The sequence below is a fragment of the Streptomyces sp. NPDC001941 genome, assembly GCF_040296945.1.
In the GTDB taxonomy this organism is placed as follows: Bacteria; Actinomycetota; Actinomycetes; order Streptomycetales; family Streptomycetaceae; genus Streptomyces.
The window spans coordinates 14,695-35,400 of record NZ_JBEOYE010000051.1 but is presented as its reverse complement, the minus strand read 5'-3'; the positions used below and the strand labels follow the sequence as shown (position 1 = coordinate 35,400).

General features: G+C 74.2%; 20 protein-coding genes and 1 tRNA gene. 11 read left to right on the top strand and 10 right to left on the bottom strand.

Annotation, left to right across the window (positions count from 1 at the left end):
- Positions 1 to 37: 37 nt before the first annotated feature.
- Positions 38 to 679, bottom strand: coding sequence for a class I SAM-dependent methyltransferase (locus tag ABT160_RS29190; RefSeq protein ID WP_351650861.1), 642 nt, complete (start codon positions 677 to 679; stop codon positions 38 to 40).
- 182 nt (positions 680 to 861) lie between these two features.
- Between ABT160_RS29190 and ABT160_RS29185 the strand changes: the two genes are divergently transcribed.
- Positions 862 to 1,467: a peptidase inhibitor family I36 protein gene (locus ABT160_RS29185; protein ID WP_351650860.1), complete on the top strand. Its 606-nt coding sequence runs from the start codon at positions 862 to 864 to the stop codon at positions 1,465 to 1,467.
- Here ABT160_RS29185 and ABT160_RS29180 read toward each other — a convergent pair.
- The 4 genes from ABT160_RS29180 to ABT160_RS29165 all read right to left on the bottom strand — a co-directional run bounded on the left by ABT160_RS29180 (position 1,454) and on the right by ABT160_RS29165 (position 6,300).
- Positions 1,454 to 2,635, bottom strand: coding sequence for a helix-turn-helix domain-containing protein (locus ABT160_RS29180; RefSeq protein WP_351650859.1), 1,182 nt, complete (start codon positions 2,633 to 2,635; stop codon positions 1,454 to 1,456). The genes ABT160_RS29185 and ABT160_RS29180 overlap by 14 nt on opposite strands.
- 164 nt (positions 2,636 to 2,799) lie before the next feature.
- Complete coding sequence (locus ABT160_RS29175; protein WP_351650858.1) at positions 2,800 to 3,540, bottom strand: TetR/AcrR family transcriptional regulator; 741 nt, start codon at positions 3,538 to 3,540, stop codon at positions 2,800 to 2,802.
- A gap of 124 nt (positions 3,541 to 3,664) precedes the next feature.
- Positions 3,665 to 5,179 (bottom strand): amidase family protein, encoded by a 1,515-nt coding sequence (locus ABT160_RS29170; RefSeq protein WP_502984323.1) that lies wholly within the window; start codon positions 5,177 to 5,179, stop codon positions 3,665 to 3,667.
- A 476-nt stretch (positions 5,180 to 5,655) separates the two neighbouring features.
- Entirely contained in the window at positions 5,656 to 6,300 is a 645-nt protein-coding gene (locus ABT160_RS29165) for a dihydrofolate reductase family protein (protein WP_351650857.1), read from the bottom strand.
- Between the two features lie 295 nt (positions 6,301 to 6,595).
- On the opposite strand from ABT160_RS29165, the gene ABT160_RS29160 reads away from it, so the two are divergent.
- The 4 genes from ABT160_RS29160 to ABT160_RS29145 all read left to right on the top strand — a co-directional run bounded on the left by ABT160_RS29160 (position 6,596) and on the right by ABT160_RS29145 (position 10,127).
- A complete protein-coding gene (locus ABT160_RS29160) occupies positions 6,596 to 7,309 on the top strand; it encodes a helix-turn-helix transcriptional regulator (RefSeq protein ID WP_351650856.1) in 714 nt (237 codons plus the stop codon).
- 7 nt (positions 7,310 to 7,316) lie between these two features.
- Positions 7,317 to 7,715, top strand: a complete 399-nt coding sequence (locus ABT160_RS29155) for a cupin domain-containing protein (protein ID WP_351650855.1) — start codon at positions 7,317 to 7,319, stop codon at positions 7,713 to 7,715.
- Positions 7,716 to 7,797: 82 nt separating this feature from the next.
- Positions 7,798 to 8,184 (top strand): cupin domain-containing protein, encoded by a 387-nt coding sequence (locus ABT160_RS29150; RefSeq protein WP_351650854.1) that lies wholly within the window; start codon positions 7,798 to 7,800, stop codon positions 8,182 to 8,184.
- A gap of 137 nt (positions 8,185 to 8,321) precedes the next feature.
- Positions 8,322 to 10,127, top strand: coding sequence for a cytochrome c biogenesis protein DipZ (locus ABT160_RS29145; RefSeq protein ID WP_351650853.1), 1,806 nt, complete (start codon positions 8,322 to 8,324; stop codon positions 10,125 to 10,127).
- A 33-nt stretch (positions 10,128 to 10,160) separates the two neighbouring features.
- Here ABT160_RS29145 and ABT160_RS29140 read toward each other — a convergent pair whose 3' ends face one another.
- Entirely contained in the window at positions 10,161 to 11,150 is a 990-nt protein-coding gene (locus tag ABT160_RS29140; protein ID WP_351650852.1) for an ADP-ribosylglycohydrolase family protein, read from the bottom strand.
- 129 nt (positions 11,151 to 11,279) lie between these two features.
- Between ABT160_RS29140 and ABT160_RS29135 the strand changes: the two genes are divergently transcribed.
- The 3 genes from ABT160_RS29135 (at position 11,280) to ABT160_RS29125 (ending at position 13,950) form a co-directional block, all read left to right on the top strand.
- Complete coding sequence (locus tag ABT160_RS29135; RefSeq protein WP_351650851.1) at positions 11,280 to 12,032, top strand: SDR family oxidoreductase; 753 nt, start codon at positions 11,280 to 11,282, stop codon at positions 12,030 to 12,032.
- A 118-nt stretch (positions 12,033 to 12,150) separates the two neighbouring features.
- A complete protein-coding gene (locus ABT160_RS29130) occupies positions 12,151 to 12,375 on the top strand; it encodes a DUF7489 domain-containing protein (RefSeq protein WP_351650850.1) in 225 nt (74 codons plus the stop codon).
- 156 nt (positions 12,376 to 12,531) lie between these two features.
- Positions 12,532 to 13,950, top strand: a complete 1,419-nt coding sequence (locus ABT160_RS29125) for an aminotransferase class V-fold PLP-dependent enzyme (protein WP_351650849.1) — start codon at positions 12,532 to 12,534, stop codon at positions 13,948 to 13,950.
- A gap of 53 nt (positions 13,951 to 14,003) precedes the next feature.
- Here the strand turns inward: ABT160_RS29125 and ABT160_RS29120 are convergent.
- The 3 genes from ABT160_RS29120 to ABT160_RS29110 all read right to left on the bottom strand — a co-directional run bounded on the left by ABT160_RS29120 (position 14,004) and on the right by ABT160_RS29110 (position 15,390).
- Positions 14,004 to 14,078 (bottom strand) — tRNA-Trp (locus tag ABT160_RS29120).
- A 101-nt stretch (positions 14,079 to 14,179) separates the two neighbouring features.
- Positions 14,180 to 14,362 (bottom strand): hypothetical protein, encoded by a 183-nt coding sequence (locus ABT160_RS29115; RefSeq protein ID WP_351650848.1) that lies wholly within the window; start codon positions 14,360 to 14,362, stop codon positions 14,180 to 14,182.
- A gap of 116 nt (positions 14,363 to 14,478) precedes the next feature.
- Positions 14,479 to 15,390 carry a helix-turn-helix transcriptional regulator gene (locus ABT160_RS29110; RefSeq protein ID WP_351650847.1) on the bottom strand — a complete coding sequence of 304 codons (912 nt, stop codon included), beginning with the start codon at positions 15,388 to 15,390 and terminating at the stop codon, positions 14,479 to 14,481.
- A 309-nt stretch (positions 15,391 to 15,699) separates the two neighbouring features.
- Between ABT160_RS29110 and ABT160_RS29105 the strand changes: the two genes are divergently transcribed.
- Positions 15,700 to 16,503 (top strand): NAD(P)H-dependent oxidoreductase, encoded by an 804-nt coding sequence (locus ABT160_RS29105; protein ID WP_351650846.1) that lies wholly within the window; start codon positions 15,700 to 15,702, stop codon positions 16,501 to 16,503.
- A gap of 50 nt (positions 16,504 to 16,553) precedes the next feature.
- Here ABT160_RS29105 and ABT160_RS29100 read toward each other — a convergent pair whose 3' ends face one another.
- Entirely contained in the window at positions 16,554 to 17,357 is an 804-nt protein-coding gene (locus tag ABT160_RS29100; RefSeq protein WP_351650845.1) for an alpha/beta fold hydrolase, read from the bottom strand.
- Between the two features lie 190 nt (positions 17,358 to 17,547).
- Here ABT160_RS29100 and ABT160_RS29095 point away from each other — a divergent pair, with 190 nt between their 5' ends.
- Entirely contained in the window at positions 17,548 to 18,396 is an 849-nt protein-coding gene (locus tag ABT160_RS29095) for a helix-turn-helix transcriptional regulator (RefSeq protein WP_351650844.1), read from the top strand.
- A 98-nt stretch (positions 18,397 to 18,494) separates the two neighbouring features.
- The gene (gene ligA / locus ABT160_RS29090; RefSeq protein WP_351650843.1) at positions 18,495 to 20,576 is read left to right on the top strand and encodes an NAD-dependent DNA ligase LigA; all 2,082 of its coding nucleotides are present in this window, start codon (positions 18,495 to 18,497) and stop codon (positions 20,574 to 20,576) included.
- Positions 20,577 to 20,706: the final 130 nt, after the last annotated feature.

Here is a 20,706-nt window from a genome sequence, read left to right as displayed (position 1 = left end):
GCCGTTCTCGCCGCGCGTCCGGGCGGGTGAGCCGTCCCTACTCCCGCCGCATCAGCAGGTGCCCGCGCCGGAACCGCTCCCCTTCGAGCGGTTCCCGCAGCATCCGCCCGACCTCGGCGAAACCGGCCGCGCGCGCCAGTGCGGCGACCTCGTCGACCGGCCAGCGGTACGCGGTCGTCACCTTGTGGTCGAACGGGGTGACCGGACCGCCCTCCGACTCGAAGAAGCCGAGCAGCAGATGGCCGCCGGGGGCGAGCACGCGCGCGAACTCCGCGAGGTATACGGGGACTTGGTTCGGTTCGGCGTGAATGACCGAGTACCAGGACAGGACGCCCCGCAACGCGCCGGCGGCCACCTCCAGCGCGTCCATCGACCCGACCTCGAAGCGCAGGTCCGGGTACGCCTCGCGGGCGAGCCCGACCATCACCGGGGACAGGTCGACACCGAAGGCGTCCAGGCCCAGGTCCCGCAGGAACGCGGTCAGGTGTCCGGGCCCGCACCCCAGCTCGGCCACGGGCCCGGGCCCCGCCGCCCGTACGCACGCGGCGAACGCCTCCAGGACCGCGCGGTCCAGGGGGAGGGCTCCGCTGAGCTCACCGCGGGCGAGCCCGTTGTACAGGACGGCCATGGCGTCGTAGGCGGCTGCGGTCGTGCGGTGCTGCGAAGACAGGTCACTCATGCGGCACCACCGTAGGGGACCTCGTCGCCCGGCTCATCAGGGGGTGAGGCACAGCGCCCGCCGCCTGCGCCACGCGCCAAGGAACCCCGCGCGCAGGGCCAACCCGATCAGCGGTTCCCCACGCGATAGTCGTCGCGCAACGCACACATGAGTGACGACGACCAGAGAGGCGACACTCCGAGATGGGCAATGCAACCTTCAGGTCGACCGCGTGGGGCAAGGCGCTGGCCGCCCTGACCATGATGCTCCTCGTGCTCGTGGGCAGTGCCGTGGGCGACGCCCACGCCGCTCAGGGCGCCCGGGCCGTCCAGGACGGCCGTGCACAGCGTGACTTCACGGCCCAGGCCAGAGGCGCGGGCCTCACCGCCGCGCAGGCCAAGTCCCTCCAGGCCAGGGTCGACGGCTACCTGGCCGGGCGGGGCGGCCGGCAGGTGGCCGCGAACAAGATCGACCTGGGCAACGCCGAGTTGCTGCTCGCCCTGCCCGGGGAGCAGCGGGCGCGCGAACTGACCGGCGGCAGCGCGAAGCTGGCGGCCGTGGCCTGCCCGTACACGTACCTCTGCGCCTACTCCAAGCCCAACTACACCGGCGACATCTTCATGCTCTTCGACTGCGGGGTGAAGACCCCGATCCCCTGGAGCGGGACGGGGTCGTGGTTCAGCAACCAGCGGGCCGACCTCATCGCCAGGTTCTACGACGGGAACGGCAACGTCGGCTACTCGGCGCCCGGCGGCTCCAAGGACCCGAACGCGCCGTGGGGCTGGGTGTACAACCTCAGCCCCTGCTGATCCCGCGCAGCGCCGGCGCCCGGCGGCGCTCCTCGGCCGCCGCGCGCCGGAAGTCCGTCGCGGTCGTCCCGTACGCGCTGCGGAACGCCCGGCTGAACGCGGCGGGGTCGGGGAAGCCCCAACGGGCCGCCACCGACTGAACGGTGGCCTCGGGGTACGCGACGAGGTCCGCCCGGCACCGCTCGAGTCGCCGCTGCCTCACGGTGGCGGCGACGCCGCGTTCGCGCCCTTCGAAGAGGTTGTGCAGGGTCCGCAGCGATATGTGGTGGTGCCCGGCGATGACGCCGGGGGTCAGGTCCTGGTCGGCGAGGTTGCCGTCGATGAAGCCGTCGATGCTGGCGAGCAGCGCCCTGCGCCGTACGGCCGTGGGGGCCTCCGGGCGGCGCGCGTCCGGGCCGTCCGTGAGGAAGGCCCCCGCCAGGTCCGTCACCACGCGTCCGAGCCGGGTGGCCTCGGACTCGGTCAGGGTCGGGGCCTGCGCTGAGATGCCGCGCAGCACGGTGCGCAGCACCGCCGGCAGTCCCTCGTCCGCGGGGATGGCCCGGGCCACGAGGCGGTCCGTGCCGGCCGCCGACAGGGGCAGCCCGGCCATCGGCACGTGCAGCATCAGGACGCGCGAGGAGCGGTCCGGGCCCTCGGGGACGCACTCGGTGTCGAAGGGCCGTGACGTGCTCCAGAAGGCCAGTTGGCCCCGGCGTACGACCGCGTCGTTGTCTCCCTGGCTCACCCGCAGTTCCCCTCCTCGTACGTAGGCGATCTGGAAAAGTTCTGGGTCGGATCGTCGGATGAGAGCGCCGGTGCGCACCATCCGTACGCGCGGAAAATCCATTGCCACCAGATGGGAGGATCCCATTCCGGTGCGCGATGCGACTACGGGGAAGTCATGGGTGGCTTCGGCGAGGAACCGGGTGGGGGCGGCGCCCTCGGCCACGACGGTCCGGCAGAGCTCGTAGCGGTCCGCGGGCGGCGCGACGTCGCTGCGGAAGACGGAGTGCACGGTCGGCCCGCGGGACGCGGTGCGGTCGTCCGGGGGCTGCGTCGGCCGGGTCCGTCCGCGGTCGGTTCGTCCGTGGCCGGTCTGTTCGTGGCCGGTCTGTTCGTGGTCAGTTCGTCCGTGGTCGGTCCGTTTGCGGTCCCCGAGGCCGTTTCCGCCGTTCTCATGCGCCATGAGCAGCCTCCGATGGGTGTCGGCGGGTCGGCGCGATGCCGCCCGGCTGGAGGTCATCCTGGCCACGGCGCGGGATTGACCGCGCGCGCTGATGTGCGTCCGCACAGGTCAGCGGGGTGGAGGAGGCCGGACAAGGGGAGTTGTCCGCGGAAAACTCCGGGGGCTCAGTTCGTGGCTGGGGCTGGGGCCGGGGCTGCGACGGGGGCGGGGGCGGGGACGGGCGGTCTTGAAGGGCGCAGGCCGTCCAGGGCGCGGACGACGCCCTCCCGGACCAGGCCGGGCCCGATCGGGTCGGTGTGCAGCAGGAAGCGGTAGTAGAGCGGCGCGTAGATCATCTCGACCATCAGCCGCGCGGGGACGTCGTCGCGCAGCTGGCGCGCCGCGACGGCGCGTTCGAGGCGCTGCTGGCAGGCGCGGGTGTGGGGCTCGATGACGGCGGCGCGCAGGCCCGCGGAGACGGCCGGGTCGGCCTGCGCCTCGGCGATGACGCAGCGGAACACGGCTCCGACGTCCCCGTCGAGCAGGTCCGCCACCCGGGTCATCTGGGCGGTGAGGTCGGCCGTGACGTCCCCGGTGTCGGGGAAGGCCAGGACGTCGCCGACGCGGTCGCTGATGGCGGCCAGCGCGATCTCGCCCCGCGAGGTCCAGCGCCGGTAGATGGTGGGCTTGCCCGTACCGGCGGCCGCGGCGATGGCCTCGATGGTGACCTTGCCGTAGCCGCGCTCGGCGATGAGGTCGAAGGCGGCGTCCAGGATGGCCCGGCGCACCCGCTCGCTGCGGCTGCCCGCGACCGGCCTGCCCGCCACGGGACCGCCGGCCACGGGACTGCCCGCCACGGGACCGCCCGCGACGGGGGTGGGGGCGGGCCCGGGAGCGGGGACGGGAGTGCTGGACGCCGGAGTCATGGCCGCCAGCCTACTGGCTGACGTTACGAAACGTTCCGTGACGGCAGGAGGCGTCGAAGCGGCGGGGTGCGGGAGGACCCGCACCGGGCGACTGCTCCCCACCCCGCCGCCCCGTGCGGTCCCGCTACCGCGCGCTCCCCGCCGTCGGCAGGTAGCGCGGCGCGCGCCACGCGGCGAGCCGCTGCTCCACCGCCGCCCCCAGGGCGAGCAGCCGTGCGTCCTGGTGGCCGCCCGCCATCAGCAGCAGGCCCACGGGCAGCTCGCCCACGCTGCCCGCGGGGACCGAGAGCGAGGGGTAGCCGGCGACGGCGGCCGGGGTGGACGACGGGATCACGTCGTTGTCGCCGCGCGCGCAGTCCGTCGTCCAGGCGGGCGGATTGGTCGGCGAGGCGATCGCGTCCAGGTGGTGGGCGGCGATGGTCTCGTCGATCGAGCGGCGCGACAGGTCACGCAGTTCCGCCCGTGCCGCGCGGTACTCCGGGTCCGTCGTGGGCGGGGCCGCGAGCGCCTGCTCGAACAGCTCCTGCCCGGCGAAGCAGGTCCGCTCCGCCGGGTGGCTCCGGTTGAACGCGATCAGGTCGGCCAGGTCGCGCGGCCCGGCCCCGCGCGCGGCCAGGTACGCGTCGATGTCCCGGTGGAACTCGCTGAGCAGCGCGGGGAACTCCAGCTCGGCCAGCCGGTCCTGGTACGGCGGGGTCACCTCGACCACCACGGCCCCGGCCGCGCGCAGCCGCTGGGCGGCGCGGGTCATGACCGCGTCGGTGTCCTCGCCCAGGGACGGCAGTCGCCACAGGCCGATGCGCTTGCCGCGCAGCCCGCCGCCGTGGCCCCGCGCGGCCGACTCGACCGCGGCCGCGTCGACCGTCGGCCCAGGGGGAGCGGCCGGTACGGCGGCGTGCGAGGACGCATCCGCCCGTGCTGACGTCGACGGCCGTTCCGCCGGTGGTTCCATCAGTACGGACATGGTCAGGGCCACGTCCACGACGTTGCGGGCCATCGGCCCGGCCGTGTCCTGCTCGGCCGAGATCGGCACCACGCCCGCCCCGCTGACGAGGCCCAGCGTCGGCTTGAGCCCGACCACGCCGTTCATGCCGGCCGGGCACACGATCGAGCCGTCGGTCTCGGTGCCGATGGCCACCTGCGCGAGCGAGGCGGCGAGCGCGGCGCCCGAACCCGCCGACGAACCGCACGGGTTGCGGTCGAGGACGTACGGGTTGTTCGTCTGCCCGCCCACCCCGGACCAGCCGGAAGTGGGCTTCGCCGCGCGGAAGTTGGCCCATTCGGAGAGATTGGTCTTGCCCAGGACGACGGCACCGGCCCGGCGCAGCCGCGTCACCAGGGCGGCGTCGCTCCTGGGCGGGCTCCCCGCGAGCGCGAGCGATCCGGCGGTCGAGAGGAAGCCCTTGGTGTCGACGTTGTCCTTGATGAGGACCGGGATGCCGTCGAGCGGGCCGCGCGTGGTGCCGCGGCGGTGCCGTGCGTCGCTCGCGGCGGCCTGGGCCAGTGCGGTGGGGTCGGTGCGCAGTACGGCGTGGATCTTCGGGTCGATGTCCGCGATCCGCCGCAGGTACGCGCGCGTCAGCCCGGTCGCGGTGAGCGAGCCGGACGCCATGCGGAGCTGGAGCTGGGGGATCGTCACGGTGTCGAGGTCGAGGCGGTCGAGGTCGTGGGGCTTGCTGCCGCCGCCCGTCGCCGTTCCGGATCCGTACCGCTCCTGCGCGGAGGCCCGGCCGGGCGAGAACGCGAGCGGGGAGGCCGCGCAGAGGGAGGTGGCGACCAAGGCCACGGCGAGGGCCGCGGTGCGCCGTCGACGGGCGCCGGGGCCGGTCCGACGTACGGAAGGCGCGGAGTGGAGGGAGGGTACGGGGGTGTGGGGCGTGAGGGGATTCGGGGACGAGGGGGACGGGGACGCGCTGCCCCGGGAGGTCTCGGTGTGCCGCATGGGCTTCATGCGACTACAGCGCCAAGTCGCACGCAAGGGGGCCACGTTGGACACGCTGACCCGGCCGCGCCCGGACCCCGTCCCACGCGCCGGAACCCCTGTCCCGCCGGGGCCCGACCCTGTCCCGCCGGCCCGACCCCGTCCCGCCGGGCCCGGTCGCTTCGGGCCCCGGCTCAGGCGGTGTCGCCCAGGCCCCGGTCCGGGGCGCCCATGTCGCCGGTGGCGGGGGTGCCGTCGGCGAGGCCGTAGCGGAGGTGGACCGTGCCCTTCGGGCTGGTGGCCGGGGGTTCGAGGAGCGTGAGGTTGGTGGGCACCGCGCCGCCGTCGAACACCTTCTTGCCGACGCCGAGCACGATCGGGTGCACCCAGAGGTCCAGCCGGTCGAAGAGCTTCTCCTGCAGGAGGGTCTGCACCAGGTCCAGGCTGCCGACCACCTTCACGCGCTCGTGCCGGTCGCGCACCTCGCGCACCGCGGCGGGCAGGTCGGGGCCGAGGTGCGTCGACCCGGCCCAGGGCAGGTCGGGCGTGCCGCGCGAGGCGACGTACTTCGGGATGCTGTTGAACAGGTCCGCGAACGCGTCGTCCGGGCCGCCCTTCTGGTGCGGCCAGTAGGCCGCGAAGATGTCGTACGTACGGCGGCCCAGCAGCAGCGCGTCCGTGCCCTCGTACGCCGCGGCGACCTGCGCCCCCGAGACCTCGTGCAGCAGGGGCACCTGCCAGCCGCCGAAGGGGAACCCCTCGGGGTCCTCCTCGGGCCCGCCGGGCGCCTGCCCGACCAGGTCGAGGGTGGCGAAGACTTCGATGTGGATCTGGCCCATGGCGTGCTCCCGGTGAGGAGGTGGTCCGGTCACCACGGTAGACCCGTGGCCGCGCGCGTACTCATCGGTGGCGGTGGTGGTTCGCCCGTCCCGCACCACGACGGAACCCTCTGACCGCGACGGAACCCCGTCACCGCGACGGCGCGCCCGTCCCGCGCCACGATCCCACCCCGCGACCACGAGGGCCCACCCACCCCGTGACCACGAGAGTGCAGCAACCTCGCGACCAAAGCACCGCCCTTCCAGGACCTTCGCCTCTCCTTTTAACGCGACCCCGATCATCTATATTCGCCATATGACCGAAATGCCCGCCCAGGCGGACCCCGCCGACGACCTGCACCGAGCGCTGGCCGTTCCGTCCAGGCGGCGTCTGATGTCCCAGCTGCGGGAAGCGGACGGCCCGCTCGGGGTCGACGAGCTGGCCGCCGGGGCGGGCCTTTCGGTCGCCACCGTCCGCCACCACCTGGCCGTCCTCGCCGAGGCCGGACTCGTGCGCGCCACCACCACCGCCGGGCCCGGACGCGGGCGCCCGCGCCTGCGGTACGCCGCCGCGCGCGGCACCGCGGACGAGGACGCCCGGGCCGCCGACGCCGCCTACCGCGACCTCGCGGCCGTGCTCGTCGACGCGGTCACCACGGCCGGGGCCGACGCCCGCACCGCCGGACGGCAGTGGGGCCGCACCCTGGCCGCGCAGGACCCGGACGCGTCCCCCGCCGACCGGGTGCTCGCCCACGCCACCCGGATGGGCTTCGGCCCCGAACAGGCCCCGCACCGGCCCGACGGCGGACGACGCCTGCTGCTGCACGCCTGCCCGTACCGCGCACTGGCCCGCGCCCGCCCGGACGTGGTCTGCGCCGTCCACCAGGGGGTCCTCGACGGACTCCTCGACGGCACCGGGTCGGCCGCCGTGCTCACCCCCTTCGCCGCCCCCGACCTGTGCCGCGCCGACATCCACCCCGGCGGCGCGCCCGTACGCCTCACCCGGCCCGACCCCGTACAGCCCCGCTAGGAGAACCGTGTTCGCCACCTCCATCGACCCGCACCACGTCCGGGGCGACATGCCCGTCGTACGCATCGACCCCGCGGGCGCGCTCGAAGACCTCGCCACCGCGCGCGTGCAGCTCCCCGGCAACAGCGCCATGCAGGCCCACGCCTACGGCGACTCCGAACTCGTCCTCACCGGCGTCGTCGGCGCCCTGGAGGTCGGCTGTCCCGGCCGCGAACGGGTCACCCTCACGCCGAGCGCCTGCGTGATGGTGCCCCGGGGAGAGCTGTTCACCCTGGAGAACCGCACCGACCTCCCCGCGACCGCCCTCGCCGTCTTCTCGCGCGGCGCCGTCGTCGACGGACTCCCGCGCCCGCGTCCCACCCGGGCCCGCCGCCGCACGGGACGCGCGCTGCACGCGGTGGCGTGAGCGGCTCCTCCGTAGCGGTCCCTCCGTACGCGCCACCATCCTCCCCATCCCCAACTCCCCCAGGAGAACCAGCATGTTCGGCATGACCATCGACACCGCGTCCGACGCCGTACGGGACCAGGGCCGCCACGCCCTCCGGCTCGACCCCGAGGGCGGCCCCTTCCGGCACCTCGCCGCCGTGCGCATCCAGGTGCCCGCGGGCGGCCGGATACCGGCCCACGCGCACGGCGACTCCGAGCTGCTGCTCACCGGCGTCTCCGGCGTGGTCCAGGCGGCCTGCGGGTGCGGCGCCAAGACCGTCGAGCCCGGTGCGTTCGCCATGCTCCCGGCGGGCAAGGAGATCACCCTCACCAACGAGGGCGCCGAGGACGCGACGCTGCTCGCCGTGTTCTCGCAGAGCGCCTTCACCGAAGGCCTCCCGCGCGCCGGGGCGGCCGGCTGCGGCTGCCAGGGCCACGCCGCGCACTGAGCCCGATCGCCCGGCCGGAACCGCCGGCCCCGGAGCCGTCAGCCCCGGAACCACCCAATCCGGACACCCGTTTTGCGACGAATAGTCGCTGGAGCGCGTGCGGTCCACCGCACCGCGATACCGAAGGGTGACGGGCCATGCTCACATTGGCACTGATCGGGGTGCTCGGAGGGCTGATCACGGCGGTGTCACCCTGCATCCTGCCCGTCCTCCCCGTGGTCTTCCTGGCGGGAGGAACGGGCGAGGGCGAGGACCGGACACCGCCCTCAGCCGCCCCGTCCGCAGGCGCCCCGCCCTCAGCCACATCGCCCGCAGCCGCCGCGCCTCCGGCATCCCCGCAATCGGCCGCCCCGCCCCCGGCCGCCCCGCGCCGGCGCAACCGGCGTCCCTACGCCGTCGTCGCCGGGCTCGTCGTCAGCTTCGCCTTCTTCACCCTGCTCGGCGTCACCCTCATCTCGGCGCTCGGCCTGCCCGACGACATCCTGCGCTACATCGGCCTCGGGCTGCTCGTCCTGATCGGCCTCGGGCTGATCTTCCCGCCCGTCGAGCGCCTCATCGAGAAGCCCTTCGCCCGGCTGCCGCAGCGGCAGGTCAACAAGGAGGGCAGCGCCTTCGCCCTCGGCCTGGGGCTCGGCCTGCTGTACGTGCCGTGCGCGGGGCCCGTCCTCGCGGCCATCACCGTGGCGGGCGCCCGGGGCGAGATCAGTGCCGACATCGTCGTACTCACCCTCTCCTTCGCCCTCGGCACGGCCGCCCCGCTCCTGGTGTTCGCCCTCGCCGGGCGCCGGGTCGCCGAGCGGGTCGCCGCCTTCCGCAGGCGCGCGCGGGGCCTGCGCATCGCGGCCGGGTGCCTGATGATCGCGCTGGCGGCCGGGCTCGCCCTCGACGTCACCGCGGCCATCCAGCGCACGCTGCCCGACTACACCGCGGGCGTGCAGAAGCGGATCGAGGACAGCGACGCGGCCCGGCAACAGCTCTCCGGGCTCTACGACGACTCCAACAAGGAGCTCTCCCGCTGCGAGGACGGTGCCGCCGAACTCGCCTCGTGCGGCGCTGCCCCGGCCATCGAGGGCATCGCGTCGTGGTTCAACACCCCGGGGGACCGGCCCGTCGACCTGAAGTCGCTGCGCGGGAAGGTCGTCCTGGTCGACTTCTGGACGTACTCCTGCATCAACTGCCAGCGCGCGGTGCCGCACCTGAAGGACTGGGACCGGGCCTACCGCGACGCGGGGCTGCGCGTGATCGGCGTGCACTCACCGGAGTTCGCCTTCGAGAAGAAGCGCTCCAACGTGATCGCCGGGGCCCGCAAGCTGGGCGTCGACTGGCCGGTCGCCCTCGACAACGACCTGACCACCTGGGACAACTACCGCAACCGCTTCTGGCCCGCGAAGTACCTGGTGGACGCCCAGGGCACGGTCCGCTACCTCAAGTTCGGCGAGGGCCAGTACGACCGCACCGAGCAGATGATCCGCGAGCTGCTGCGCCAGGCCGACCCGGGTGTGACGCTGCCCGCGCCGACCGGCCGGGCGATGGACGAGCTGGCGGCGGACCGCACCCCGGAGACGTACCTGAGCAACCTCCGCGTCCGGGGCTACGTCGGCACCCCCCTGGTGGACTACGAGCCGGCCGTCTACCGCTTCCCCGAGGGTGAACTCCCGCTCAACCGGCTCTCCTTGTCGGGCACCTGGACGGCCGGGTACGAGTACTTCACCGCAGGGCCGGACGCCCGCCTCGCCTTCACGTACCGCGCCAAGAACGCCAACCTGGTGCTCGCCGGCACGGGCCGGGTGACCGTCCTCGTCGACGGCCGTCCGCAGCGCACCCTCACGGTGTCCGGCGCCCCGACCCTGTACCGCCTGACGGACGACGCGCAGGAGCGCACCGCGCGCCTGGAGCTGCGACTCGACCCGGGACTCCAGGCGTACGCCTTCACCTTCGGGTAGGCCGACAGGCCGGTCCGGAGATCCGGGCGGACGTCACGGCGCGTCCCGCCCGGGGTCCCCGGCGGCGAGCAGTGAACTCCCCAGCTCCGCAAGGGCGATCGCGTCGAGCACCCGGTCGCCGAAGCCCGGGAGCGGTACGTGCAGCGGGGCGGTCCAGCGGTGAGGGACCGCCCCCGCGCCGTACACCGCGCCCGCGAGCGCGCCCGTCACCGCGGCCACGGTGTCGGTGTCACCGCCCAGGTCGACCGCCGCGCCCAGCGCCGCCTCGAACGAACCGGTCGTGCGCACCGCCCACAGCGCCGAGCCCAGGCACGGCCAGACGGCGCCGTTGAACTCCGTGGCCAGGTCAGGGTGCCAGTCCGGGGCGAGGACCACCGCCCAGCGCGCCCGGTGGTCCTCGTGGACCGCGTCCAGCGTCGCGGGCACCGCCGCCAGGGGGTCGTCACCGTCGAGCGCGACCCGGACCAGTTCGTGCAGGACCGCCGTGCCCTCCCAGGCGGCGCGGTCCCCGTGCGTGAGCGCGGCGAGGCGGCGGGCGGCGTCCATGGTGGCGGAGCGCCCCGCGCCCGCGCAGTACACGGCGGACGTGGCCGCGCGCATCAGCGAACCGTTCCCCGCCGCACGGGAGTTGACCTGGAAGTGCAGCGCGGCCGCCAGGTCCCAGGGGTCGCCGCTGCCCAGGACGGCCTCGGTCTGCAGCCCGATGTCCTTCGGCTCCGCGGCGGCCCAGCGCCGGAACCGGTCGAAGACGTCCGGCAGGTCGAGGCCGCCGCGTTCGAGCAGTGACTCCCCGACGAGCACGGCCATCTGCGTGTCGTCGGTGGCCTCGCCCGGGTCCCAGCCGCCGCCCCCGCACATCTCGCCCGAGCCGTCCGGGAAGCGCGCGCGGTAGCCGCCGGGCCGTCCGAACTCGAAGGGGGCGCCGAGGGCGTCGCCGACGGCGGAGCCCAGGACGGCCCCGACGGCCCGGTCGGTACGGGCGTCCTGGTGGCCGTGGCGGCCGGTGCGCGCAGACGTGTCCATGGCGGAGCAGTGTGGCAGACCGGTCGCGCGCGGCACCCTTCACCATTTCTGTAGCGAGCGATAAAGAACATGGGCTAGGGTCGTCATCAGTTCCGTAACAAGCACTACAGAAAAGCGGGGGACATCGCCATGGGCACGCTCACGGGCAAGACGGCACTGGTCACGGGCGGCAGCCGGGGCATCGGACGCGCCATCGCCGAACGGCTCGGGCGCGAGGGCGCCCGCGTCGCCGTGCACTACGGCAGCGACGCCGGGGCGGCCGCGCGCACCGTCGCCGCCGTCGAGGAGGCGGGCGGCTCCGCCTTCGCGCTGCGGCAGGAACTCGGCGTCCCCGGGGACGCCGAAGCGCTCTGGCGCGCCTTCGACGCCCACGCCGAAGGGCTCGACGTCCTGGTCAACAACGCCGGCATCGGCGCGGCCAACTCCTTCGCGGGCATCGGCGAGGAGGAGTACGACCGGATCTTCGCGGTCAACACCAAGGCGCCCTTCTTCCTGGCCCAGTCGGGCGCGGACCGGCTGCGCGACGGCGGACGCGTCGTCAACGTCTCGACGGGCCTCTCGCGCGCGGCGATGATGCCCGACGCGATCGCGTACGCCATGAGCAAGAGCGCCCTCGACGTCTTCACCCGCTACCTCTCCAAGGTCCTGGGCCCGCGCGGGATCACCGTGAACGCGGTGGCGCCCGGCATCGTCGACACGGACGTCAACGCGGACTGGCTGCGTGACGACGCCGAGGCGTGGGCGGGCGCCGCCGCGATGTCGGCGCTGGGCAGGGTCGGCACCCCCGAGGACATCGCGGACGTCGTGGCCTTCCTGGCCTCGGACGACGGGCGCTGGGTCACGGGGCAGTGGATCGACGCCACGGGCGGTTCGCTGGCCTGAGGGCGGTCCCGGGGATGGCCCCGAGGAGCCGGTGCACCGCAGGGTGGAGGCCGACTCATCCCGTTTTCGTCCCGGCGGAGGATGGTCGCGGGATCGGGGCCGGGGCTACCGTGGAAGCATGTTCAAATCCCACAAAGTGCGTGAAAGAGACGTCTGGGACGGTGTCGTCGTCGACAAGTCCCGCGGCATGACCGACGGCTCCAGCCTCTACCACTACGTGGAGGTGCGCCTCCAGGACGGCACCACCAAGAAGGCCCGCATCGACGGGACCCTCTGGGAGTCCCTCTCCGAAGGCGACCGCCTGGTCAAGGAAGCGGGCACCAAGGCCCCGGTCAAGGCCTGACCGTCCCGGCCCCGTGCCCCGGGCCGTCCGGGCGGGGGTCCGGCGGCTCGCGCAAGGGGCGGTGCCCGCAGGTCCGTTGGACGTACTCTGGCAGGTCAGGACGTTGCGCTGCCGTGCGCGACGCCCGCACCGAAGAGGACACCAAGGACCACTGCGATGCCCCAGGACTCGTTAACCCGCTCGGCCGACGACACCGGCCCCTGTACCGTCGACGGCCTGCGGGCCGCCGAATTCCCCTACCTGGACGCCACGGGACAGGCGTACCTCGACTACACCGGCGCCGCGCTGCCCCCGCTGTCGCTCGTGCGGGGGCACGCCGAGCGGCTGGGCGGCGGCGCGTTCGGCAACCCGCACAGCGCGAGCCCGACCTCCATGGCGTCGACCCGGCTGGTCGAGGAGGCGCGCCAGGCGGTCCTCGCCTTCTGCGGCGCGCCGCCCGACGCGTACACGGTCGTCTTCACGCCCAACGCCACCGCCGCGATCAGGCTGGTGGCCGAGGCGTTCCCGTTCGCGGCCGACCGCCCGCTGGTCCTGCTCGGCGACGACCACAACTCCGTACTGGGCGCGCGCAGTTACGCCGAGCGGGCCGGGGCCCGCACCTCCGTCGTACCGCTCGACGCCGACCTCACCACGCGCACCGAGCGGGTGACCGGCTGCCTGGACGACGCCGAACGGAGCGCCGGGCCCGGCCTGTTCTGCTACCCGGCGCAGTCCAACACCACCGGCGTGCGCCATCCGCTGGACTGGGTGTCCCTGGCGCACCGACGCGGCTGGCGCACCCTGCTCGACGCCGCCGCCCACCTCCCCACGGGCCGCCTCGACCTGGCCCGGGTACCGGCCGACTTCGTCGCGCTGTCCTGGTACAAGATCACCGGATACCCCTCGGGCGTCGGCTCCCTGATCGCCCGGCACGACGCCCTCGCGGAGCTCAGGCGCCCCTGGTTCGCGGGCGGTACGGTACGCGCCGCCACCTCCCACCAGAACTGGTACATCCCCGCCCCGCCCCCCGAGGGCTTCGAGGACGGTACGCCGCCCTTCCTCAGCCTCCCCGACGTCACGGCCGCCGTGCGGTGGCACACCCGCATCGGCCACGACGCCCTGCACCGCCACACCACCGCCCTCACCGAGCGGCTCCTGGCCGGGCTCGCCACCCTGCGGCACCGCGACGGCACGCCCGCGGTCCGCGTCCTCGGCCCCTCCGGCGCCGCCCGGCGCGGCCCCACCGTCGCCTTCGACCTGCTGCGCCCCGACGGCACCCGCTTCGACGAACGGCTCTGCCAGGAGGCCACGGCCGCCGCGGGCGTCAGCGTGCGCACCGGCTGCTTCTGCAACCCCGGGGTCGCCGAGCAGGTCAACGCGCTCGGCCCGGACGAGGTCCGGCGCGCACTGGCCCGGGGCAATCCCGCGGACGTCGACGAGTACGTGAGGCTGCTCGGCAGCCACGCCCAGGGCTCCGTGCGCGCCTCGGTCGGCGCGGCCACCGACGCCCGGGACGTCGACCGCCTGGTGGACGCCTGCGCCGACCTGCTCAGCCGCGCCCCGGCGGACCCCACGGCGCCGCGGACGGGGTGCTGAGGGCCGGTCGGGGAACCGGTGGCGTACGGGATCACACGACCCGTGCGCCCGGGGGCGGGTGGCCGGATTCGAACCGGCGTCCTCGCAGTTGTGGAGACCGCGCGCGTCGACCTCTGCGCTACACCCGCCGCCGTGGCGATCGTACCGATCCGACCGCGACGGGCCGAGTGCATTCCGCGCGAACGCGGACGCGGACACGGACGCCGGGACCGGCGGCCGCGGCAGGCGCTCAGGGCCGGTACACCAGCTCAAGGAGGACCGCCGCGATCAGGAGCCACGCCCCGGCGCCGAGCAGCCAGATGTTGGCGTCCGCCGTGCCCGCGGCGCACAGGGCCACGGCACCGACCGCGAGCGTCACGCAAGCGCGGCGCACCCGGTGGTCGGCGGCCATCCGTCCGACGGGTCGGCTCATGCGGCGACCCTAGTCGGCCACCGCGGCCGTGGACGGCCTCCGGCGGAGTCTTGACGGACTCCTGACGGTCCGTCGGCCGGCCTGCGGAGTGAGCAGGGGCCGCGCGCCGTCGGCCGTCACCTCCGCGCGGGGCCGTCCGCTTCCGTACGCGCACCGTCCACTGCGGGACGTGCACCGTCCGCCGCCTTACAGGCGCCCTCCGCCGTCGTACGCGCGTCGTCGGCGTCGGCGCCGAGCGACGCGAGCAGGCGCAGCCCGTCCTCGGTGGCGCTGCCGGGAGGCGCCGACAGCACGATCAGCTCCATGCCGGAGTCGTCGGGCAGCGAGAAGTTCTCCTGGTGCAGTTCGAGCAGCCCCACCAGCGGGTGCTGGTAGCACTTGCGGCCGTGGGTGCGGGCCCGTACCTCCGCGCGCGCCCACAGACGGCGGAACCGCTCGCTGCCCATCGACAACTCGCCGATGAGCGAGGCGAGTCCGGGGTCGTCGGGGTACTTGCCCGCCGACAGGCGCAGGTGACCGACCACGTCGAGGGTGCACGACTCCCAGGCCGCGTACAGCCCCCGCTCCTCCCCTTCGAGGAAGATGTGCCGCGCGGTGTTGAGGCCCGGCAGCGCGCGTCCGTAGAGGAGCCCGGCGAGGCGGTTGCCCGCGAGCACGTCCATGCGGTGGTTCGTGATCAGCGCGGGTGCGCCGACGGTGAGTTCGAGCACGCGCAGCAGCTCGGGCCTGACCCGGTTGCCCGGGGTCCTCGCGCGGTGGCGGCGCTGCCCGGCGAGCCGGGACAGGTGCTCGCGCTCGGTGCCGTCCAGGCGCAGGACGCGGGCGAGCGCGTCGAGGACCTGCTCGGACGGCTGGGTGGCGCGGCCCTGTTCGAGGCGTACGTAGTAGTCGACGCTGACACCGGACAGGTGCGCCACCTCTTCGCGGCGCAGCCCCGCCACCCTGCGGCGGCTGTCGGTGGGTATGCCGGCGGCGGCCGGGTCCACCCGGGAACGCCGGGTGCGCAGGAAGCCCGCGAGATCGTCCATGGCTCCCAGTATGGGCGCGGGCCCGCCGCCGGGAGCGGGTGAGGGTGGTCCTGCCGGTACCAGGAAGTCCGGACCGATGGTCGAGGCGTCCCTGAACAGCGCGGGCCGCGCGGCGAAGAATCGGTGTCGGCCGGTCCGGGACGCGGAGCCCGGCGGCGGAGCCCCGGCTCCCCGGCCGCGCACCGCACGCACGACACCCGATGGTCCCGACAGCCGGTGGCCCTCACACCCGGTGGCCGTCACCCGATGGTCCCGACGCCCGGTGGCCCTCACGCCCGATGGTCCCGACACCCGATGGGAAGAATCCTGATGTCCTCCACCCCGCAGTCGCCGAAGAAGATCCTGATCGTCCACGCCCACCCCGAGCCCGAGTCCCTCAACGGCTCGCTGAAGGACCTCGCCGTCTCCACGCTGGAGGAGGCCGGGCACGAGGTGCGGGTGAGCGACTTGTACGCCATGAAGTGGAAGGCGGCCGTCGACGCCGACGACTACGGCCCCGACGCCTCCAGCCCCCTCCAGGTCGCCCGGGACTCGGGCCGCGCCTTCGACGCCGGCACGCTGGGCGCGGACGTGCGCGCCGAGCAGGAGAAGCTGCTGTGGGCGGACACGGTCATCTTCCAGTTCCCGCTGTGGTGGTACTCGATGCCCGCGATCCTGAAGGGCTGGGTGGACCGGGTGTTCACCTTCCACTTCGCGTACGGGGTCGGCGAGCACAGCGACACCAAGTACGGCGAGCGCTTCGGCGAGGGCACCCTCGCGGGCAAGCGTGCGCTGCTCTCGGTCACCACGGGCGGCCCGGAGTCGCACTACTCGGCGCGCGGCATCAACGGGCCGATCGACGACCTGCTGTTCCCGATCCAGCACGGCATCCTCTACTACCCGGGCATCGAGGTGCTCCCGCCATTCGTCCTGTACGGCACCGACCGGATGACCGCCGAGGAGTACCCGGCGGTGGCGGCGGCCTGGCAGGAGCGCCTGCGGACGCTGGACGAGACGGCGCCGATCCCGTTCCGCCGCCAGAACTTCGGCGACTACGAGATCCCTTCCCTGCACCTCAAGCCGGGCCTGGAGCGCACGGGTCGCTCCGGCTTCGCGCTGCACGTGGACGCCTGACGGGGCGGTGGCGCGGGAGCGGGGGACGGGCGTGCCGCCGGTCGGCCACGTCACTCCCCGTCCGTGAACTCCCCGTCCGTGAAGTCGGTCACCAGCTTCACGAACTCGTCCTCCTTCTCGAAGAACATCACGTGCCCCGCGTCGATCTCGGCGTACGCACTGTGCGCGATCGCCGCGTGCAGCGCGCGGCTGTGCTCGACCGGGACGGTGATGTCCTGGGTGCCGCCGACGACGAGCGTGGGCGCCTCGATGCGCGGGAGCAGGTCCCGGATGTCGACGGTGAGGTCGTAGTCGACGTGGCGCAGGGTCCCGGGGGTGGGCGGCATGTTGGGGATCAGCGCCTCGAACTGCTCGCGGCCGATCGCGTTGAGGAAGCCGCGGCTGAACCCGGTCATCGCGACGGACCTGCCGAAGGAGGCCGGGTCGCTCGCGCCCAGGTCCCGCCAGAGGGCGAACAGGCTGCGCAGGTACTCGTCGCCGTCGGTGTGGGCCCAGCCCGCGACCAGGACCAGCCGGCGCACCAGGTCGGGGCGCAGGGCGGCCACCGTCGCGGCGACGGTCGAGCCCATCGAGAAGCCCAGCAGGTCCACCGGGCCGTCGGCCGCTTCCTCGATGACCGCGATGACCTGTGCGGCCAGGCCCTCGGCGGTCAGCGGTGCGCCGTCGTCGACGGTCGCGTCGGCGCCGGAGAGGTCGGGGGTGATGACGGTGCGGTGCGGCGTGAACTTCGGGAGCGTCTGCCCCCAGTTGACGCCCGCCCCGCCCGAACCGGTGCCGTGCACCAGGACGAGCGCGGGGCCCGAACCGGTCGTGTCGTAGTGGACCTGCGCGCTGCCGACGGTGACGGTGGCCATGGTGTGCTCCCTGCGTGGTCGAGGACGGTCCGGGGACGCTTCCCCGGTGGCGCCGGGGGCTTCACCGCCCCGGCCAGAGCAACTCTGCCGCCGCGCCGCGACCGCCGGGAGAGACCTCCTCACCCTGGGATCGGCAGTCCCTCCCTGGGCCCCGGTCAGCGTGCGGTACCACCCCCTGCACAATGGCCGCATGAAGATCGACCGCGTCGCCCTCGCCGACTTCCTGCGCCGCCGCCGCGACCGGGTGCGCCCGCAGGACGCGGGCCTGCCCGCCGGACCCCGGCGGCGCACCCCCGGCCTGCGCCGCGAGGAGGTCGCCCAGCTCGCCGGCATGTCCGCCGACTACTACATCCGCCTGGAGCAGGCGCGCGGCCCGCACCCCTCGCCCGAGATGCTGGCGGCCCTGGCACGCGCCCTGCGCCTGTCCGACGACGAGCGCGACCACCTGTACCTCCTGGCGGGCCGCCGCCCGCCGCTGGGCGCGCCGGGGGATCACGTCAGCCCCGGACTGCTGCACCTGCTCGACCAGATGCCGGGCACGCCGGTGCAGGTGCTCGGCGACCTCGGTGACGTCCTGGCGCAGAACGCGATGGCCGAAGCGCTCCTCGGGGGCGTGTGCACGGTCTCCGAGCACGGGCGCAACGTCGTCTGGCGGTGGTTCGCCGACCCGGCCCAGCGCGCCGCGTACCCGCCGGAGGAGCACGCGCACCACAGCCGGGTGCACGTCGCCGACCTGCGGGCCGCGGTGGCCCGGCGCGGCGGTGACCCGGCTTCGACGCGCCTGGTGGAGCGCCTGCTGGGCCTCGGCGATGAGTTCACCGCCCTGTGGGAGCTGCACGAGGTGTCCGTGCGCCGCGCCTCGCGCATGCGGGTGCTGCACCCGCTGATCGGCGCGGTCGAACTGGACTGCCAGGTACTGCTGGCCCCGGAGGGCGACCAGCGGGTGGTGCTGCACACGCCACCGGCGGGCAGCGACACCGCGGAACGACTGGGCCTGCTCCAGGTGGCGGGGACGGGGCGGTTCAGCCCGGCGCTCTGACGTGCGGGGCCGTGCGCGGCGGGGTGCGCACCGCGGGCGAGTGGCACCCCCATCTCGCCTCCCGGGCATTGTCAGACCCATGGGCAAGGATGGTCTCCATGACCACGACTCCCGCCGTTGCGGCGTTGACGACCCCTGCCCAGTACCAGGAAGCCATCGTGCGCGTGGGCGAGGCGGCCCGTGCCTACTACGGCGGTGACGGGGACTTCGCGACCGAGAGCGTCCTGGACGACGCCACGTACGACCAGTTGCTGCGGCGCATCGCCGAGTGGGAGCGGGCGCACCCCGACGAGCTGTCGCCCGACTCCCCGACGGAGAAGGTCGCGGCCGGTGGCGCTCCGGTCGGTGACGTCGCGCACACCACGCCGCTGCTGTCCCTGGACAACGTCTTCTCGCCGGAGGAGCTCGTCGAGTGGGGCACCGGGCTGCAGCGCCGGCTCGGCGGCCCCGTCGAGGGCGGCTTCACCACCGAGTTCAAGCTCGACGGCGCGGCGATCGCCGGGCGCTACGAGCAGGGCCGCCTGGTGCGGGTCATCACCCGGGGCGACGGCCGCTTCGGCGAGGACATCAGTCACGTGGCGGGCCAGGTCGTCGGCCTGCCCGAGCGCCTGGAGGCGCCGCACACCTTCGAGGTCCGGGGCGAAGTCCTCTTCACCCAGGAGCAGTTCGAGCGGGCCAACGTGATCCGCGCCGAGCACAACGAGAAGGTGTTCTCCAACCCGCGCAACGGCACCTCCGGCACGCTGCGGGCCAAGAACCGCCCGTACAAGCTGGAGCTCACCTTCTGGGCGTACGGCGCGGTCAACCTGCCGGGCGAGGTGTTCGTGCCCGACGACGCCCTCCACTCCGAGGTCCTGGCCGCCGTCTCCGCCGCCGGGGTGCGCACCACCCTGGACCAGGCCGACGGCATGAGCGTGGTCGCCACCCTGGAGGAGGCGCAGGCGCGGGTCGACGCGATCCAGGCGGTGCGCCCGGCCCTGCCGTTCGGCATCGACGGCGTGGTCATCAAGGCCAACAGCGCCGCCGAGCAGCAGAAGGCCGGCTTCGGTTCGCGCTACCCGCACTGGGCGATCGCGTACAAGCTGCCCGCCGTCGAGCGCACCACCCGGCTGCTCGCCGTGGAGTGGAACGTGGGGCGTACGGGGGTGATCGCGCCGCGCGCGCAGCTGGAGCCGGTCGAGGTGGACGGCAGCACCGTGGAGTACGCCACGCTGCACAACCCCGCCGACATCCGCCGCCGCGACCTGCACCTCGGCGACACCGTGACCGTCTACAAGGCCGGTGACATCATTCCGCGCGTCCAGGCGCCGGTCGTCGGCCTGCGCCCGGCCGACGCGGTCGAGGTGCCCTTCCCCGAGGTCTGCCCCAACTGCGGCAGCGACATCGACAAGAGCCAGGAGCGCTGGCGGTGCGTCAAGGGCGCGGCCTGCCGCCTGCCCGCCCTCATCACGTACGCCGCGCAGCGCGACTGCCTCGACATCGACGGCCTCGGCCAGACGTACGTCAACGCGCTCGTGGCCTCCGGGGCCGTCACCGACATCGCCGACCTCTACACCCTCGACCTGGACACGCTCACCACCGCGGCGGGCAGCGAGAAGCGCGGGGTCAAGCTCGTCGAGCAGATCGGGGCCGCCCGGGGCAAGCCGCTCAGCCGCCAGCTGTGCGCCCTGGGCATCCTCAACACCGGCCGCCGCCTGAGCCAGCGCATCGCCGCGCACTTCCGGACGATGGAGGCGGTGCGGGCCGCGGACGTCGAGGCCATGCTGGAGGTGGAGGGCATCGGCCCCGAGAAGGCCCCCGGCATCGTCGCCGCCCTGGCCGAACTCGCTCCCGTCATCGACAAGATGATCGCCGCGGGCGCCACCATGACCGAGCCCGTCGACACCACGGCCGCCGGGGAGGGTCCGCTGGTCGACGAGGAAGGGAAGCCGATGAAGGTGGTGGTGACGGGCAAGATGAGCGGCCCGCTCGCCGAGCTGAGCCGTACCGGCGTGAAGGACCTGATCGAGCGGGCGGGCGGCAAGGCGAGCGACAGCGTCACCGCGCACACCGCCTACCTGGTGTCGGCCCCCGCCACGGGCGGCAAGCTCAGCAGCAAGGCGGCCAAGGCGGAGCAGCTGGGCGTGAAGGTGCTGACCCCGGAGGACTTCGCGGCGCTGGTCGCCGAGTACCTGGAGTGACGGTGGCCGGACCGGGCCGGTCGCACCCGAACGGTCCGAAGGGCTGCCGCGTGACCGTGACACCCGCGCGGTCCGGGCGGGGCCCGACGATCGGGTGAACCTGGCCGTGCGGTCGGCTCTTCATACCGGT